Annotated in this window: 13 protein-coding genes; 9 read left to right on the top strand and 4 right to left on the bottom strand. The window is 63.8% G+C overall.

Features of this window, described 5'->3' with window-relative positions; all coding sequences use genetic code 11:
• Positions 1 to 722: 722 nt before the first annotated feature.
• Genes VWZ87_RS01830 through VWZ87_RS01840 form a run of 3 tightly spaced genes read left to right on the top strand, consistent with a single transcriptional unit; the run spans position 723 to position 3,157 of the window.
• Positions 723 to 2,000 carry a replication initiation protein gene (locus tag VWZ87_RS01830; RefSeq protein WP_416535343.1) on the top strand — a complete coding sequence of 426 codons (1,278 nt, stop codon included), beginning with the start codon at positions 723 to 725 and terminating at the stop codon, positions 1,998 to 2,000.
• Between the two features lie 57 nt (positions 2,001 to 2,057).
• Positions 2,058 to 2,255: a hypothetical protein gene (locus tag VWZ87_RS01835; RefSeq protein WP_416535313.1), complete on the top strand. Its 198-nt coding sequence runs from the start codon at positions 2,058 to 2,060 to the stop codon at positions 2,253 to 2,255.
• A 59-nt stretch (positions 2,256 to 2,314) separates the two neighbouring features.
• Positions 2,315 to 3,157, top strand: a complete 843-nt coding sequence (locus VWZ87_RS01840; protein WP_340547778.1) for a DUF1206 domain-containing protein — start codon at positions 2,315 to 2,317, stop codon at positions 3,155 to 3,157.
• Between the two features lie 78 nt (positions 3,158 to 3,235).
• Here the strand turns inward: VWZ87_RS01840 and VWZ87_RS01845 are convergent, their stop codons facing one another.
• A complete protein-coding gene (locus VWZ87_RS01845) occupies positions 3,236 to 4,693 on the bottom strand; it encodes a multicopper oxidase family protein (RefSeq protein ID WP_416535314.1) in 1,458 nt (485 codons plus the stop codon).
• A 97-nt stretch (positions 4,694 to 4,790) separates the two neighbouring features.
• Positions 4,791 to 5,726, bottom strand: a complete 936-nt coding sequence (locus tag VWZ87_RS01850) for a hydrogen peroxide-inducible genes activator (protein WP_340547780.1) — start codon at positions 5,724 to 5,726, stop codon at positions 4,791 to 4,793.
• Between the two features lie 261 nt (positions 5,727 to 5,987).
• On the opposite strand from VWZ87_RS01850, the gene katG reads away from it, so the two are divergent.
• A complete protein-coding gene (katG, locus tag VWZ87_RS01855) occupies positions 5,988 to 8,156 on the top strand; it encodes a catalase/peroxidase HPI (RefSeq protein ID WP_416535315.1) in 2,169 nt (722 codons plus the stop codon).
• A gap of 73 nt (positions 8,157 to 8,229) precedes the next feature.
• Here katG and VWZ87_RS01860 read toward each other — a convergent pair whose 3' ends face one another.
• Positions 8,230 to 8,679, bottom strand: a complete 450-nt coding sequence (locus VWZ87_RS01860; protein WP_416535316.1) for an RrF2 family transcriptional regulator — start codon at positions 8,677 to 8,679, stop codon at positions 8,230 to 8,232.
• Positions 8,680 to 8,829: 150 nt separating this feature from the next.
• Here VWZ87_RS01860 and hmpA point away from each other — a divergent pair, with 150 nt between their 5' ends.
• The gene (gene hmpA, locus VWZ87_RS01865) at positions 8,830 to 10,020 is read left to right on the top strand and encodes an NO-inducible flavohemoprotein (protein ID WP_340547783.1); all 1,191 of its coding nucleotides are present in this window, start codon (positions 8,830 to 8,832) and stop codon (positions 10,018 to 10,020) included.
• A 108-nt stretch (positions 10,021 to 10,128) separates the two neighbouring features.
• Here hmpA and VWZ87_RS01870 read toward each other — a convergent pair whose 3' ends face one another.
• Positions 10,129 to 10,974 (bottom strand): universal stress protein, encoded by an 846-nt coding sequence (locus VWZ87_RS01870; RefSeq protein ID WP_416535317.1) that lies wholly within the window; start codon positions 10,972 to 10,974, stop codon positions 10,129 to 10,131.
• A gap of 427 nt (positions 10,975 to 11,401) precedes the next feature.
• On the opposite strand from VWZ87_RS01870, the gene VWZ87_RS01875 reads away from it, so the two are divergent.
• Genes VWZ87_RS01875 through VWZ87_RS01890 form a run of 4 tightly spaced genes read left to right on the top strand, consistent with a single transcriptional unit; the run spans position 11,402 to position 16,387 of the window.
• On the top strand, positions 11,402 to 12,646 hold the full coding sequence (locus VWZ87_RS01875) for an ATP-grasp domain-containing protein (protein WP_416535318.1): 1,245 nt from the start codon (positions 11,402 to 11,404) through the stop codon (positions 12,644 to 12,646).
• Between the two features lie 47 nt (positions 12,647 to 12,693).
• Positions 12,694 to 14,115, top strand: a complete 1,422-nt coding sequence (locus tag VWZ87_RS01880) for an FAD/NAD(P)-binding protein (RefSeq protein WP_416535319.1) — start codon at positions 12,694 to 12,696, stop codon at positions 14,113 to 14,115.
• Positions 14,115 to 15,188, top strand: a complete 1,074-nt coding sequence (locus VWZ87_RS01885; protein WP_416535320.1) for an AbrB family transcriptional regulator — start codon at positions 14,115 to 14,117, stop codon at positions 15,186 to 15,188. The genes VWZ87_RS01880 and VWZ87_RS01885 overlap by 1 nt, the downstream gene beginning before the upstream one ends.
• 11 nt (positions 15,189 to 15,199) lie before the next feature.
• On the top strand, positions 15,200 to 16,387 hold the full coding sequence (locus VWZ87_RS01890) for an ATP-grasp domain-containing protein (protein ID WP_416535321.1): 1,188 nt from the start codon (positions 15,200 to 15,202) through the stop codon (positions 16,385 to 16,387).
• The last annotated feature ends 75 nt before the right edge of the window (positions 16,388 to 16,462 follow it).

Genomic DNA, 16,462 nt, shown 5'->3' on the forward strand with positions numbered 1-16,462 from the left:
AGAATAGGGAACATCTTGCAGGCTGCCTAGGTCATATGGACCCGCAAGGGCAAATTTTGCAGGTGCTTCAATCCACCTCGGCCCGGTTTCGCCGCGAAACGTTCGGCTTTTCCTTGGAAAACTCAAAAATAGATGACAGCTAAACGTTTATATTTTTTAGAATCTTTAGAGTCTTTGGTTCCGGTTTAACATTCAATTACAGTCAGTTACCCCAGTTTGGGGACCCGCATCCGGTACAAGAGGCACCTGAACACGGGATGAAAGGCACCCGTATGCGGGATAACAGGCGCCTGAAAGCGGGGCAAAAGGCGCCGATTCTCAGGATGGCGCTGCACACCGGCAGTCCGGTGTCAGAGGTGCTGCCAGCCTGATGCTAGACCGAATGACAGCCACAAAACAGAGCCTGTTGCGCCATTTTTGACACTGATTGGCGGAAATTCCTGTTGCGCCCCCAGCGCGCGCTCTGGGCCTCTGCGGCGCAACGGCGGGTCGGATCATGCGATCATGGGGCATCGCCGCGATTCGCAACAGGGCGTCATTTGCCACGATTGATCCCGTGAACGGGTCCCTTTCGGCGTGGCGGTGGCCGCTGCCCGGAACCGGTGCCAAAGACAAATGTCGGCCGACCCAATAACAAAGGAACCCATGTGCGGTTGTCGCATAGGTTCCTTTTGTGGCAGGGTATGGCGCAATTGAGGCCCATGATGACAGGCAGTGATTCCATGGCAGAGCCCAGCTTTGACACAGAGCGGCTGACCGGCGCGTTGACCCGCGAAACGGTCAAGAAGAATGTCGCCGCGATCCATATCAGCGGCAAGCTGACGCTGTTGCAGCGCAAGCTGTCGAATGTGCTGCTGCTCAATGCCTATGACACGCTGACCTCGGCGCGCAGCCATACCATCGACGCGCGCACTCTGGCGATGATGGTGGGGTATAACTCCAACGATATCGACAGTCTGCGCGCCAGCCTGCGGGCGCTGGCCGAAACCGTTGCCGAATGGGACATGCTGGACGAACAGGGCCATCAGGAATGGGGCGTCTCATCGCTGCTCAGCTTTGCCAAGCTGAAGAATGGGATCTGCGAATATGCCTATTCGCCGGAGCTGGCCAAGAAACTGCACGACCCCAAGATTTTTGCCCTGATCAACGTCAAGATTCAGCGCAATTTCAGCTCCGGTCACGGGCTGGCGCTTTATGAAAACTGCTATCGTTTTGTGCGCACCGGATCGACTGGCTGGTGGGGGCTCGATATCTTTCGCAAGCTGATGGGGGTGGATGGCTCCGCCTATTACGAGAGTTTCAAACATCTCAACGCCAAGATCATCAAACCGGCGGTGGCCGAGGTCAATAAATCCTCCGACATCATCATCGAGCCGCAGACCCGCAAGAAAGGCCGCGCGGTCAGCGAAATCCGTTTCCTGATCCGTGAAAATCCGCAGATGGCGATGTTCCAGATCGACGACAGCGACGGGCTGCGCCAGCAACCGGTCTATAAGGCGCTGCGCGGGCAGGGCGTGTCAGACCGTCTGGCGCGGCAATGGATCACCGAACACGGGCCGGATTACGTTCAGCAGAAACTGGATTACGTGGCCGGGCAGGGGGCGGTGAAATCGCGGCTTGGCTATCTGCGGGCGGCGATTGACGGCGATTACAGCGCGACAGCAGAGGCCGGAACCCCGCCGCCGATCACAGCCGAGGAGGAGGCCCGCATCCGCGAGGCCCGTCTGGCACGCGAGGCGGAGGCCGCCGCAGAGGCCGCCGCCTTTGACGCCCGCGCCGCAGCCCGCCGGGACCGGGCGCGGCATCTGGAAACTGTCGAGGCGCTGGTTTCGCGGCGAAACCCGACCCAGCGTGACGCAGACAAACGGCTGTTCCTGTCGCGGCTGGAGAGCGATCTGGACCGCGAGCATTTCCGTCAGCACGGCTGGCGCTCGGCGCTCAATGCTGCGGCCATCATCGCCTTCTGGCGTGAGCTGGAGCCGGAGGCCTTCGACAGCTAGCGCGGTCCCGGCAGGGGGCGCGAGGGAACCAACAGCGGTCTGCCGCGTTGGTTCGGCATGGTCTATTTTCTATTCAACCCCTTTGCGCTGAGCCTGCTGCGGACGCTGCTGGCGGTCCTGCTGTCGGGTCTTGCCGCCCTGATCCTGCTGTCGATGCTGACCCAACCGGCCCGCGCGGGCGGAGCGCAGGCGCTGGATCCTGCACCGGTCGGATCTGTCGCGCCGTTTGCTCGACCCGCCGCACCGGGGTCGTGACCGCCCGCTGTCATTTTTCACCTGCCATGCCGCAGGCACCATCGTCAGGAACCCTCGCCATGTCCGCAGACCGCACCACCGATCATTCCGCCCGTGATTTCGCCTGGGCCGTGCCGATCATGCGGGCGGGCTACGCCGGGCGCGGGCTGGTCTACCTGCTGGTTGCGGGTCTGTCGCTCTGGTCGATCCTGAATGGCGGAGAGGCGGAGGGCACCGCCGAGACGATGCAGCGGTTTCGCAGCGGCTGGGGCATCGCGGTGCTGCTGGTGATCGCGCTGGCGATGCTGGCCTATGCCATCTGGAGGGCCGTGGACGGGATCTGGGATCTTGAAGATTATGGCAGCGACCTCAAAGGAGTGGTGGCAAGGGCCGGGATGATCATCACCGGTCTGGTGCATCTGGGGCTGGCCGCGCTTGCCATCATTGTTGCGGTTGGGGTCAGCCGGGGCGGTGGCGACACTGGCGTCGTACAGCAGCTGTTTGCCTCTCCGATGGGTCAGCTGGCGGCGGGGATCATCGGGGTGATCACCATCGCCGTCGGCTTCTACTATCTGCACAAGGCCTGGACGCAGGGCTACCTTGACCATCTACAGGGCAACCCGGTCACCCGCCATCTGAACATGGCGCTGCGCATCGGGCTGGCCGGGCAGGGGGTTGCAGTGGGCATCATCGGCCTGCTGATCGTACAGGCCGCCACCTATTCCTCCCGCAGCGAGGCGGGTGGTCTGGGGTCGGCCTTTGACTGGCTGCAATCCAAAGCCTATGGCCAGGCGCTGGTGATTGCCCTCTGCCTTGGTCTTCTGGGGTTTGGCCTGTTCTGCTTTGTCAACGCGCGCTACCGGATCGTGCCACGGGCCGATGCCTCCGGCACGCCATCGCTGCGGCAATTGCTGAACGGCTAAGGCCGTTCCCTGACCAAGCGATCGAGCGACCGCGCCACACCGGCGCGTGCCTCTCGGCGCAGGGGCGGAGCCGGGAGGTCAGGCCAGCACGCGGATATAGCCCGCCAGCCCGGTTTTCTGATGTTCGATCACATGGCAGTGAAACGCCCAGTCGCCGGGATTGTCGGCCACCAGTGCCACCTCGATGATTTCATCCTTCAGCAGCAGCGCGGTATCGGTCCAGTTGGACGGCAGGCTGCGCCGGTTCGACCGCAGCGGGCGGAACACCAGACCGTGCAGGTGGATCGGATGGGCGTTGGGGCTTTCATTGCGCAGCCGCAGGATCACGCTTTCGCCGCGGTTGAGCACCAGCAGCGGGGCGGCGCCGGGGGTGTCGGGAGCGGCAGCGTCACCGGGCCAGGGTTTGCGGTTGATCGACCAGAAGCTATAGCCCAGCGAGCCGCAATAACCGTTCTCCTGCGCGCCGCCTTCGGGCGTCCAGCCAAAAACCAGATCCTCGGTGCGCGCCTTGGTCAGATCCGGCTCAGGCACGTCATTGGCGGGCAGCGGCGGCAGCTCGGCCAGATCGCGGCCAAGGCTGGGACCGGTGGCGCGGATCCGGGCCAGACGGCGGGGTCCGCCGGGAAAGTCGGTCATCACATCGACATAGGCGCCTTCGATGCGGGGCATCTGCACCGCGATATCCAGACGTTGGCCGGGTGACAGCAGGGCAGGGGCCGTATCGGTGGGCCAGTCGATGGCCTCGCGCAGTGGGTGACCATCGGCGGCAATCACCTGACCGGAGGCACCCAGCACAAAGGGTTTGTAGATCCGCGTGGTATCGGTGGCCGCAAGCCGCAGCCGCGCCAGCCCGCCGGTGGGGGCCTCATAGGTCGGGTCGCTGTCCCAATTGGCGGTTATGATGGTGCCAAAGGTGCCCGCCCGCGCCGCCCCGCGCGCAGTCCACAGCTTCAGCCATTCGCCATTGGGGCGCAGTCGGAAATCGCGCAGGTTCAGGGCAATATCGGCGTCAAATCCGGGGTCTTCGGCCTCGTCGACCACCAGCACGCCGGTCAGCCCCATGGCCATCTGGTTCATTGTCATGCAATGCGGGTGATACCAATAGGTGCCGGCATCCATCGGGGTGAAGTGGTAGTCGAAACTCTCCCCCTCGCCGATGGGAAATTGCGTCAGATAGGGCACCCCGTCCATGGCATTGTCCAGCCGGATGCCGTGCCAGTGCATTGCCGTGTAATCGGGCAGGGTATTGGTGACCCGCGCGGCAAAGGGCTGACCCTGTTTGAGGCGGATGACCGGCGGCGGCCCGTCAGGGCGGGTCGAGATCAGGTCATCAGTGGGCTGATCGGCGATGGTATAGCGGGCGCGCTGGATGTGGATCGGCAGAGGCACCGCCGTGGGTTGGGCGCTGGCCCGCGCCATGGCCGGGGTGGTGAGCTGTGCGCCCGCCAGCCCCAGTGGCGCCAGCATCCCGGCGGCCCCTGTCAATTGCAGCGCGCGGCGGCGGCTCAGGCGGGGCGAAGGTCTGTCTGCGGTCATGGTTCTACCGGTTGCGGGAGAGGCTGCGGGCAGGCTAGCGGGTTTGGCTGGCGGGTGTAAGATCCGGCGACAGGGCTGCGGCGGAATTACCCGCCCTCTATGTGCCGGTCAGCGAGCCGCGGGCCTGCCGCAGGACGGTGCCGATCTTGCGGAACAGATCGGCGCGCACGCTGGTTGGCCGCCAGCCGAGGGTCACCCGGCGCGGGCAGGCATCGGCAAGCGGCGTCATCACCACATCCTGTCCCGCCGCAACCCCGGCATCGACCGCGAGATCGGGCAGCAAGGTGATCCCCAGCCCCTCGCTCACCATGGAGATCAGGGTGGAGAGCGAGGTGGCGGCAAAACTGTCGTCGCGCTGGATATCGCGATCGGGAAAGGCGCTGAGCGCGTGATGATGCAGACAATGGCCCTGTTCGAGCAACAGCAGCTGTCGCCCGTCCAGATCGGCCCCGCGAAGGGCGGTGTCGGCCCCGGCGCTGAGGTCAGAGGCGGGCGGCGGCGCGGCAAGGTGATAGCCGTCGTCGAACAGATGCAGGGTTTCCAGCCCGGAGGCGGCATAGGGTTCGGCATAGATCACCAGATCCAGCCGCCCACTGTGGACGCCTTCCAGCAGCTGGCCGGTCAGTTCCTCGCGCAGGTAGAGTTGCAGATCGGGAAAGCTGGATTTCAGCGCAGGCATGGCGCGGGGGATTAGGAAGGGACCGATGGTGGGGATTGCGCCCATTCGCAGGGTGCCGCCCTCGGGTCTGGCCTGCGCGGCGGCAAGCTCCTCGATCTCGCGGCTGTCCTGCAACAGCTTGCGGGCGCGTTCGGCAATCTGGGCGCCGACCGGGGTGAGGATGACCGAGCGTTTGGTGCGCTCTGCCAGGGTGACCCCGAGCCGCTCTTCCAGCTCCCGCAGGCCGACGCTGAGCGTCGGCTGGCTGACAAAGCATCTGGCGGCGGCGCGGGAAAAGTTCAGCTCATCCGCAACCGCCACAAGGAAGCGCAGCTGTCGCAGGGTGAGGCTGGTGTTATAGGGGGCGTCTATCATCTTGCGGTTTTTAATCCGGTTTTGCGAAGGCAGGCAAGCTGTGCCGATCAGGTTCTCGCCCCGACTCAGGTGGCATGTGCTAGGGTGGGCGACAGCAGGGGACGGGGAATTTCTGATAGCTATTTCCTATATAAGAAATCCTGATTTATCATTTCTTATAATCACGATCCACTGCTAGCCTTTGCCCGGAGAGGCCCGGTCCCGGCGTATTGTCAGGGAGGAATGCCGGTGCGTCATGACCCAAGACCCAGGAGAGACAACATGCAGCAAGGTGACGGAAACACAGGCGGAAAATGCCCGGTTCTGCACGGAAGCAACACCAACACCAGCGCCGGTGTGGCAGATTGGTGGCCCAATGCGCTGAACCTCGACATCCTGCACCAGCACGACCGCAAGACCGACCCGATGCCCGAGGGGTTCGACTACCGCGAGGCGGTGAAATCCCTGGATGTTGAGGCGCTGAAGGCGGATCTGACGGCGCTGATGACCGACAGCCAGAGCTGGTGGCCCGCCGATTGGGGCACCTATGCGGGTCTGATGGTGCGGATGGCCTGGCATTCGGCCGGCACCTACCGCGCGGCGGATGGCCGGGGTGGGGCGACCACCGGCAACCAGCGCTTTGCACCGCTGAACTCCTGGCCGGACAACGTCAATCTGGACAAGGCGCGCCGTCTGCTGTGGCCGATCAAACAGAAATACGGCAACAGCCTGTCCTGGGCCGATCTGATCGCATTGGCGGGCAATATTGCTTATGAGTCCGTTGGCTTGCCGACCTATGGTTTCTCCTTTGGCCGCGAGGATATCTGGTCGCCGGAGAAAGACGTCTACTGGGGCGCGGAAAAGGAATGGCTGGCCGCAGGGCGCTATGAGGATGGCGCGGATCGTGACTCGCTTGCCAATCCGCTGGCGGCCGTGCAGATGGGCCTGATCTATGTGAACCCGGAAGGTGTCGGCGGCGAACCGGATCCGCTGCGCACGGCGCAGGATGTGCGGATCACCTTTGAACGCATGGCGATGAACGATGAGGAAACCGTGGCGCTGACCGCAGGGGGCCATACCATCGGCAAGGCGCATGGCAATGGCCGCGCCGATGCGATTGGCAATGATCCCGAAGGCGGCAGCCTGATCGAACAGGGTCTGGGCTGGAGCAACAGCAACGGCACCGGCCATGGGCGCGACACCATGTCCAGCGGCATCGAAGGCGCCTGGACCACCAATCCGACCAAATGGGACAACGGCTATTTCTACCTGCTGTTCACCTACGACTGGGAGCTGAAGAAAAGCCCGGCAGGCGCCTGGCAGTGGGAGCCTGTCAACATCAAGGAAGAGGACAAGCCGGTGGATGTGGAGGATCCCTCGATCCGTCACAACCCGATCATGACCGATGCGGATATGGCGATGATCAAGGACCCGGAATACCGCAAGATCTCCGAACGGTTCTACAAGGACCCGGCCTATTTCGCGGATGTCTTTGCCCGCGCCTGGTTCAAGCTGCTGCACCGCGATATGGGGCCGCGCAACCGGTATATCGGCCCGGAGGCCCCGCAGGAGGATCTGATCTGGCAGGACAATGTGCCCGCTGGCAGCACCGGCTATGACGTGGCCGCAACCAGGCAGCTGCTGCGCGATTGCGGCCTGTCGCAGGCCGATATGATCGCCACCGCCTGGGACAGCGCGCGGACCTTCCGTGGATCTGACCTGCGCGGCGGGGCCAATGGCGCCCGGATCCGTCTGGCGCCGCAGAAGGACTGGGTCGGCAATGAGCCGGAGCGTCTGGGTCGCGTGCTGGAAACCTATGAAGGGATTGCCGAAAAGAGCGGCGCGAGCCTTGCCGATGTGATCGTTCTGGGGGGAGCTGTGGCGATTGAGGCCGCCGCCGAGGCTGCCGGTTTCGCCACCGAGGTGCCCTTTGCCCCCGGTCGTGGCGATGCCAGCGCCGAGCAGACCGATGTTGCCTCTTTTGCGGTGCTGGAGCCGGTTCACGATGCTTTCCGCAACTGGCTGAAGGGCGATTTCGCCGCCTCGGCGGTGGAGATGATGCTGGATCGGGCCCATCTGATGGGGCTGACCGCCAAGGAAATGACGGTTCTGATCGGCGGCCTGCGGGTGCTGGGTGTCAACCATGGCGGCCGCAAGCATGGGGTCTTTACCGACCGCGAAGGCGCGCTGAGCACCGATTTCTTTGTCAATCTGCTGGACATGGGCAATGTCTGGCGCGCGGCGGGCGATGAGGTCTATGAGGTCGCGGATCGCCAGAGCGGCGATGTGAAATGGACCGCCACCAATGTGGATCTGGTGTTCGGCTCCAATTCCATCCTGCGCGCCTATGCCGAGGTCTATGCCCAGGATGACAACCGCGAGAAATTCGTTAGGGATTTCGTCGCAGCCTGGACCAAGGTGATGAACGCCGACCGGTTCGATCTGCACTGACCCCATCCGATTTCACGGATGATGATCCAGACGACCCCGTCCGGCAGCTGATGCCGGGCGGGTTTTTCATGGCTCAGGTCGAGGTGGAGCCGGCAGCGCCGCCTTCGGTTGCCAGCAGCGGTGCAAGCACCGGGGCAGGGGCCTCGATCAGATCGCTGAGACGGTATTTCATCAGCACCTCGGCAAAGGCCTGCGCTGCCTCGCAGAGCACCCCTTTGAGGCGGCAGTTGCCGACCAGCAGGCAGCTGCTGCAATCGACGATCTCCATCGGTTCGCCCATCGCCTGCACCACATCGCCGAGGCGAATCTCTGCCGGATCCATGTCCATCTGCACCCCACCCGACCGGCCCCGAATGCTGCGGATATAGCCGTGGCGGACCAGTTCGCTGATGATCTTCATCACGGAACTAACCGGCAGCTGGTGCATGCGGCTCAATGTCTCAATCTCGAACATCTGCTCGGGCCGACTGCCCAGCAAAATAAGGAGCCTCAGCGCGTAGTCGGTTTTCAGATTCAGCTTCATTGCGGGCTCCGGGTGGCGGCATCTGCGGTGTTTAATATTCATTTCGGTTGAATGTTTGTATAGCGGAAATATACATTCAGATGAAATGAATGTTTTACCACGGCCACCCGGATATCCCGGTTCCGGCCAAAGCAGAGAAGGACCAGACCCATGGCACAGCCCCTGTCAGAGCAGACCAAGGCGATTGTGACCGCAACCGTTCCCGCGCTGGAGGCCCATGGTGGCGCCATCGTTGCGCAGATGTATGAGCGCCTGTTGGCGGATGCGGAAATCCGCGCCCTGTTCAACCAGTCACATCAGCAGAACGGGTCCAGCCAGCACGCGGCGCTGGCCAATGCGATCCTGGGCTACGCCCGCAATATCGACAATCTGGGCGCGCTGAGCGGCGTGGTGGAGCGGATCGTCAACAAACATGTCAGCCTGCAGATCAAGCCCGCGCATTACGCCCATGTGGCGACCGCGCTGCTGGGGGCGATCGAGGCGGTGCTGGGCGATGCGGCAACGCCGGAGGTGCTGGACGCCTGGGGGGCCGCCTATTGGTTCCTTGCCGATCTGCTGATCGCGGCGGAAAGCAGGATGTATGAGGAGATTGCCGCAGCGGAGGGCGGCTGGGAGGGCTGGCGCGATTTTGCCATCACCGGGATTCTGCGCGAGAGCGCTTCGGTCAAATCCTTTGTCCTGCGGCCGGTGGATGGCGGTGCGGTGCTGCGGCACAAGCCGGGGCAATATCTGTCCTTTGATTTCGATAGCCCCGAGACCGGCAAGGCGCGGCGAAACTATTCGATCTCCTGCGCGCCGAACGGGGAATACTACCGGATTTCGGTCAAGCAGGAGCCGGGTGGCGTGATCAGCGGCTGGCTGCATGAGGTCGCGGCGGAGGGCACCATCCTGCGCGTGGCGGCCCCGGCGGGGGATTTCTATCTGAAGGATCAGGCGGAGGCGGAGGTGGTGCTGCTGTCGGCCGGTGTCGGGCTGACGCCGATGGTTGCCATGCTGGAGAGCCTGGCCGCGAATGATCGCAGCGCCACCTATCTGCACGCGGCGGTCGATGGCGACAATCTGGCGATGGAGGGGCTGAGCAAATCACTGGCGAAACGCAGTGTGATCTTCCTCGAAACGCCGAGCGAGGCTGACCGCGCCGCCGCGCGTTATGATGTGGAAGGGCGGATTACCCCGGACTGGCTGGCGGCGAATACCAATACCGCCGTTTCGGACTATTACATCTGTGGGCCAAAGGGATTCATGGCGATGGCCATTGCGGGTCTGCGGGCGGCGAATGTCGATATGGAGCGGATCCATTATGAGTTCTTTGGTCCGGCGGAAGATCTGGGTGTCGCCTGACACCTGACGCCCGACATCTGAGGGCTTGACCGGACCCGTGCCGGGATATGGCCGCGACGTTGAGCTGTCGCGGCCATATTGCGTGATGCCTGTCGCGTGATGGCTCTGTTAATGGGCGAGGAAGATCGGCAGCTCTGTCTGCTGGAGCATCGTGCGCGTGGTGCCGCCGAACATCGCCTGACGCATACGAGAGTGGCCATAGGCCCCCATCACCACCAGATCGGCGCCGATTTCGCGCACCCGCGACTGGATGCTGGTGCCGATTTCCTGCCCGTTGCTGGCAAATTGCGACAGGGTGACGGCGCAGCCATGGTGGCTGAGCCAGGCGGCGATATCGGTGCCGGGATCCTCGCCATCGCGGCCATGGGACAGATCGGAGTCGATGCAGCCGATGATCACCTCGCTGGCCTTGCGCAGATAGGGCAGGGCGGCATGGGCGGCGCGCGCCGCTGACAGGCTGCTGTCCCAGGCGAGGAAAATGCGGTCGCGGTGGGCAAAGGGGCTGCCGTTCAGCATCAGCGGCACCGGGGACTGGAACAGGATGCCATAGGTGGCTTCGCGGAACACGGGATCCGGGTCGGTCAGATCGTCGGCGATCTGGGCAATGTCGCAGGTCAGCGCCCGCCGTGCGGCGACCAGACCGATATCATTGCCCGACCAGACCGCGAACTGCACGTCGCCGGGGCAGTTGCTGCGGGCCAGCAGCGTCTCGATGTCGTCGACACGTTTCTTGGCGGCGGCCTTGTTCTGCCGCAGGCGTTCCAACGGACCGTCCGAGGCAACCAGGGCGGCGTAACCGGAGTGGCCAAAGGCGAAACTGGGCGGACCGGGCAGCGCCTCCAGCAACAGGCAGGCGAGATGCGCCTCCTGTTCGGCGGCGGCCTCGGCGGCGGCGGTGATGGTCTCGTCGCGGGTGTCTTTGCTGAGGATGAAGAGGGATGTTCTGCGTTGCATGGCGTGCCTCCTGACGGGATGCGGCGGGCGGATCTGCCCGCGGCTGACGTCATTAGATCATCTGTGACAGCGGCCGCCATGATCCTGATCAAGCCTCGGCCGGTTGTCGCGACCGGGAGCAAGGAGGCACTGCACGGGCGCGCGACCTGCCGGGGCTGACAGGCGATTTTGCAGCTGCGGCATCACGTCCTCTTGCCGCAGTATACGATGGGATGCCGTCATGGGTTTGGACGGCGCGGCCATGTATTTCCAAAGAAATCACGGCAGGACAAAGGCGGAAAATCGCTCACCTTAACGTTGTGTAAGTTTCATAAAACTGCCGCTTGACGGATACAAAACATACTGTAAGTTGCGTTCAAACACGTAAAAGGCGAAGAAAATTCTGCGCCGAAACCTGTTGAAACTTTGTCGAAGGTCCCGTCGTGTCATGAATATCATTCTCTTTGCGCCGCCAAAAATCCTTTTACAGCATAGTGTTACCGATTGGGTTGAGGCGATTGGGCCAGCCAGCATCATCCTGACCTGCGCCAGTGCCAAAGCGGCGTTGATGGACAGCTTTCCCGAGGGGCTGGATATCCGCTTCTTTCAGAATTTCAATGATAACGCGGAGGTGGAGCTGGCGGCGATCGAGATCGCGCGCGGCCTTGCGGATCCGGTCTGTGTCGCGCTGGCGGAGATTGACGTGCTGCGCGCCGCGCGGGTGAATGACTACCTCGGCGTGTCGACGGATGCTGCGGTGCAGCTGGACACCTATCGCGACAAATACGCGATGAAGACCCGCGCGCGGGAGGCAGGGCTGCCGGTCAGCGACATGGCGGTGGTGCGCAATGCGATGGATATCCGCCGATTTATCGACAGCTGGGGGTATCCGGTTGTTCTGAAGCCCCGCGACGGGCGCGGATCAAACGGGGTCTGCGTGATCCGCGGGGCCGACGATCTGGCGGGATGGCTGGCGCGGCAGGACAGTACGACGTTTTACAACACGATGATCGAGCGGTTTGTCGCCGGGGATCATTATATCGTCAACGGGCTCTATGTGGATGGGCGCCCGATTGTGATTTCGCCGGTGCGGGTGCTGACCTCGGCGCTGGATTTCCTCGGCGGGCGTTCACATGATCTGCATATGCTGGAGCCGACGACGCCGCTGCGCGATCGGCTGGTGGCCTATTCCCGCCATCTGGTCGAAGAGGTGATGCCCTCGCCGCCGACGCTGTTGTTCCATCTTGAGGTCTTTGTCAGCCCGGATGGCACCATTGTCCTGGGCGAGATCGCCTCGCGGCTGGGCGGGGTGTTCTTCAACCAGGAAATGACCGAGGCCTGGGGGTTGGATCCGCGCATGACCTATCTGCGGGCGATGCGGGATCCGGGGTTTGAGAACACGGCACGGCCTGAGCCGATGCTGGAGCCCGTGCGGCTGGTTGGCCAGCTCTGCGTGCCGCCGCGCGACGGTGTGCTGCGCGCGGTGCCGGAGCGCTGCCCGTTCGAGTTCGTGCGTGCCTATCGGATGAGCGGCGTGGCGGGGCGGCAGTATGGTCAGATGGCCTATACCAATGCCGAGATCCTGAACGCCATCGTCGAGGGCGACAGCGAGGCGGAGCTGCGCGCGCGGCTGCGGCAGCTGGAGGATTGGTTCCACAGTGCCTGCCAATGGGAGACCAGCGCGGCGGCCTGATCCAGACCTGCCCCTGTTCGCCTGATGCCCAACAAAGGATCTACCACATGAAAATTGCTGTTCTCGGCGCGGGCTATGCCGGTGTCTCGGTCCTGGAGAATCTGGTCGCCACCCTGCCTGATCTGTCGGCGCTGTCGGTGGATGTTTTTGACAAGAGCCGCAGTTTTGGTCCCGGCGTGGCCTATCAGGAGGATGCCGAGACCAATCTGCTCAACCGGCCACTGAAGCTGATGTATCTGGCGCGCCGCAATGATTTCCGCGACTGGCTGCGCCAGACCGGGGCGACGGAGGCGGCAGCGGATGAGGATGGTTTCCTACAGCGCGCCCTGTTCGGGCGGTTCCTGCAAAGCCGGTTCGATGCGCTGAGCGGTCGGGTGCGCACCGCGGGGGGGCGGATCCGCATGATTGGCGCCGAGGTGGAGACGATTGCCCCCAGCCCGCGCGCCGATGCGCTCTACCGTCTGGGCTGGATGGGCAGCGTGTCCGATTATGATGCGGTTTACCTGTGTCTGGGCACCAATCTGGAGGCCGACCCCTATGGGCTGGGCGGCACGCCGGGCTATTTCCGCGCGCCCTATCCGGCGGCCCGCCTGAAGGCGCTGACCCGTTTGCGGGTGGGCATTCTGGGCTGTCGGCTGACCGCCTATGATGTGGCGCTTGGGGTGAATGGCCGGCGGATGTTGATGACCTCGCGCCGGGCGGGGCTGCCCAAGGCGGTGACGGCCTATCGCCCGGTGACGCTGCACCATCTGACGCCGGCCGGTCTGGCGGCGCTGCGCAACGGCCCGGATGGCGGGCGGATTTCGCTGTCGGCGGTGATGGAGCTGTTTGAGGCCGAGATGCAGCATCAGGGGGTGGATGTCAGCTTTGCCGATCTGCTGCGCGGCGTCGACAGTGCCGACAATGATCTGGTGTCCAGCATTCTGGCCGAAACCAATATGCTGATCCCGCAGCTCTGGGCCAGTCTTTCGGATCGCGCCAAGGCGGCGTTCCTGCGCCATTTCCACCGGCTCTGGTCGAATATGCGGGTGCCGATCTCGCGCACCAATGCCGACCGTATCGCGATGTTGCAGGCCAGTGGCGCGCTCAGCCATCGCAGCGGGCTGCGCAATGTCAGCTTTCGCAATGGCCGCTATCGGATGGAGTTTGCCGATGGCATCGCCGAGGTGGATGCGGTGATCAATGCAACCGGCCTGCAGCGCGGGCTGGACGAGAGCAACCCGCTGATCCGCAGCCTGCTGGCGCAGGGCTTTGCCGAGCGGGACGCAACCGGCGGGATCAAGGTGCAGCTGGAGGATTGCCGGGTTTTGACCCGCGACGGGCGGCCATCGCCGGGCCTGTTTGCGCTGGGGCAGCTGACCTGCGGCACCTTCTATATGGTCAACAACATTGACGTGATCCACCATCAGGCACGCATTGCCACCGCATCGGCGCTGGCGCCGGCGGATATTCTGCGGAGCGTCGGCTGATGCTGCGGAATTTTGCGATCACCCTGCTGCTGGCCTGTGCCGGATCGGCGCTGGGATATCTGAGCGGGCTGCCGCTGGGGCAGCTTCTGGGGGCGGCGGGTCTGGTGCTGCTGGCCTGTCGATTTGGTCTGGCGCTGGCGACACCGCCGGCGGCCATTGTGGTGATCCAGCTGATCCTGGGCGCCAGCGTCGGGGCGCTGCTGAATGCCGAGATGCTGGAGGGCATGGCCGATCTGACCGTGCTTGCGGGGCTTCTGATCTGCATGTCGGCGCAGCTGGCGGCCGGGTTCACCTGGCTGTACCGGGTGGAAAAATGGACCCGCGCCGAGAGCCTCCTTGGGGCGGTGCCCGGCGCCATGGCGGCGGTGATGACCCTGACCGGCGAAGAGGGCAAGACCTCGGCCAAGATGGTCTTTGCCCATATGGTGCGGATGATCGCGCTGCTGGTTGCGGTGTTTCTGATCGCCGGTCCGCAGGAGGGATCGCAGGAGATCGCCGCATTGCCCGACGAGGCCGCCACAGGGGCGGGCACGCTGGCGGGCTACGCGATCTTTCTGCTGCTGGCGGCGGCGGCCTATGCGGCGGGGCGGGTGCTGGAGCGCTTTGCCATGCCGGCGCCCTATATGGTCACCGGTCTGATCCTGGCGGCGGGCACCAACCTCTGGCGCGGCAGCGATCCGATCGTGGTGCCGGAACCGCTGGTGCTGTTTGCCATGGCGCTGCTGGGCGGGCTGATCGGCATCCGGCTGAAGGATATCACCCGGAGCGATATCGCAAGCTACCTGCGCGCCGGGCTGATCGTCACCTCGATCACCTTTGGGATCACGGTTGCCATGGCCTCGCTGTTCAGCCTGCTGACCGGCCAGCCGTTTCTGGTGCTGTTCATGTCCTGGGTGCCGGGTGGGGTCGAGGTGATGGTGGCCACCGCGCTGGCGCTGGGTCTGGAGCCTGCCTTTGTGATGCTGAACCATGTGTTGCGCATGTCGGTGCTGCATATCGCGCCGATGTTCATGAACCGCGAGATGTTCCGGTCCGCGCCTGATCCAATCCAACCGATGACAGATGACAGATGACGGGGAACGCCATGTCTGAACCGCAACGCAATATCCTGATGATTGGCGGTCGCGATCACACCTTTGTCCGTATCGGCGAGATGGGGCTGCGCTACAGCGCGCTTCAGATCCGGTCCCATCTGACCGAGCTGCTGCTTGATCAGGCCGAAACCGTGGTGGTGACCGATTACGAGGATGTGAAAACCAGCGTCGCGCTGGCCCGCGCTCTGCATCGCAAGACGCCGTTTGATGCGGTGTTCTCCTTTGCCGAATATGGGTTTCTGACCGCCGCGCATATCGCAGAGGCGCTGGATCTGCCGAGCAATTGCCAGGTGCCGACGGTCCGGCTGACGCGCAACAAACGACGGATGCGCGAGACGCTGCGGGCGGCGGGTATCGAGGATGTGCCCTTTGCCCGCGTGCGCACGGTGGCGGAGATCGCCGAGTTTGTGGCGCGCCATGGCGACAGCATCGTCAAACCGGCCGAGGGCGGCGGCAGCGAGGGGGTTCATTTCGTCGATGGCTCCACCGATATTCAGACCGCATTGTCCCATGCGTTGCAGGTGGGCCGCGAGGAGCTGATCGCCGAGGCGTTTATTCCCGGGCCGGAATACAGTGTCGAAACCATGTCGGTTGGCGGTCGTCACCGGGTGCTTCAGATCACCGAGAAGACCACCAGCGGCGCGCCCTATTTCATCGAGAGCGGCCATGTGCAGCCCGCCGCCCTGAGTGCCGCGGATGAGGCCAGAATTGCCGAGCGGGTTCAGGCGCTGCTGGAGGCGGTCGGTTACCGGACCGGCCCGGCCCATACCGAGGTAAAGCTGCACGACGGGGCGGTCTATATCATCGAGACCCAGACCCGCAACGGCGGTGACCAGATCTGGGAGCTGACCCTGGAAACCACCGGTGCCGATGTGTTCAAGGAGACCTTTGCCGCGGTGCTCGGGCTTGCCTATGATGCGCCGCCGCCCTCCACCGCGGCGATGGCGATCCGCTACATGCTGGCACAGGACCGCACATTGGATGCGATCACTGGGCTGGACTGCGCCGCCAGTTCCGAAGGTGTGGCGCGGGTGCATTCCTCTGCCAAACCGGGCACCCGCTATGATGCGGTGCTGTCTGCGGCCTCTCGGGTTGCCTATGTGCTGGCGCGCGGTGACAGCCGCGAGCAGGCGCTGGCCCATGCCGAGGCCGCCGTGGCCCGGATCGCGCTGAGGTAATGCGGCACCGGCCTGCGGCCCCCTGATCATCGCCTCAAATCAACGTCCCATGAAATCAAGTCCCATGACAAGGAG

This window comes from Phaeobacter sp. JH20_37 (genome assembly GCF_048056015.1).
GTDB classification, from domain to species: Bacteria; Pseudomonadota; Alphaproteobacteria; order Rhodobacterales; family Rhodobacteraceae; genus Phaeobacter; species Phaeobacter bryozoorum.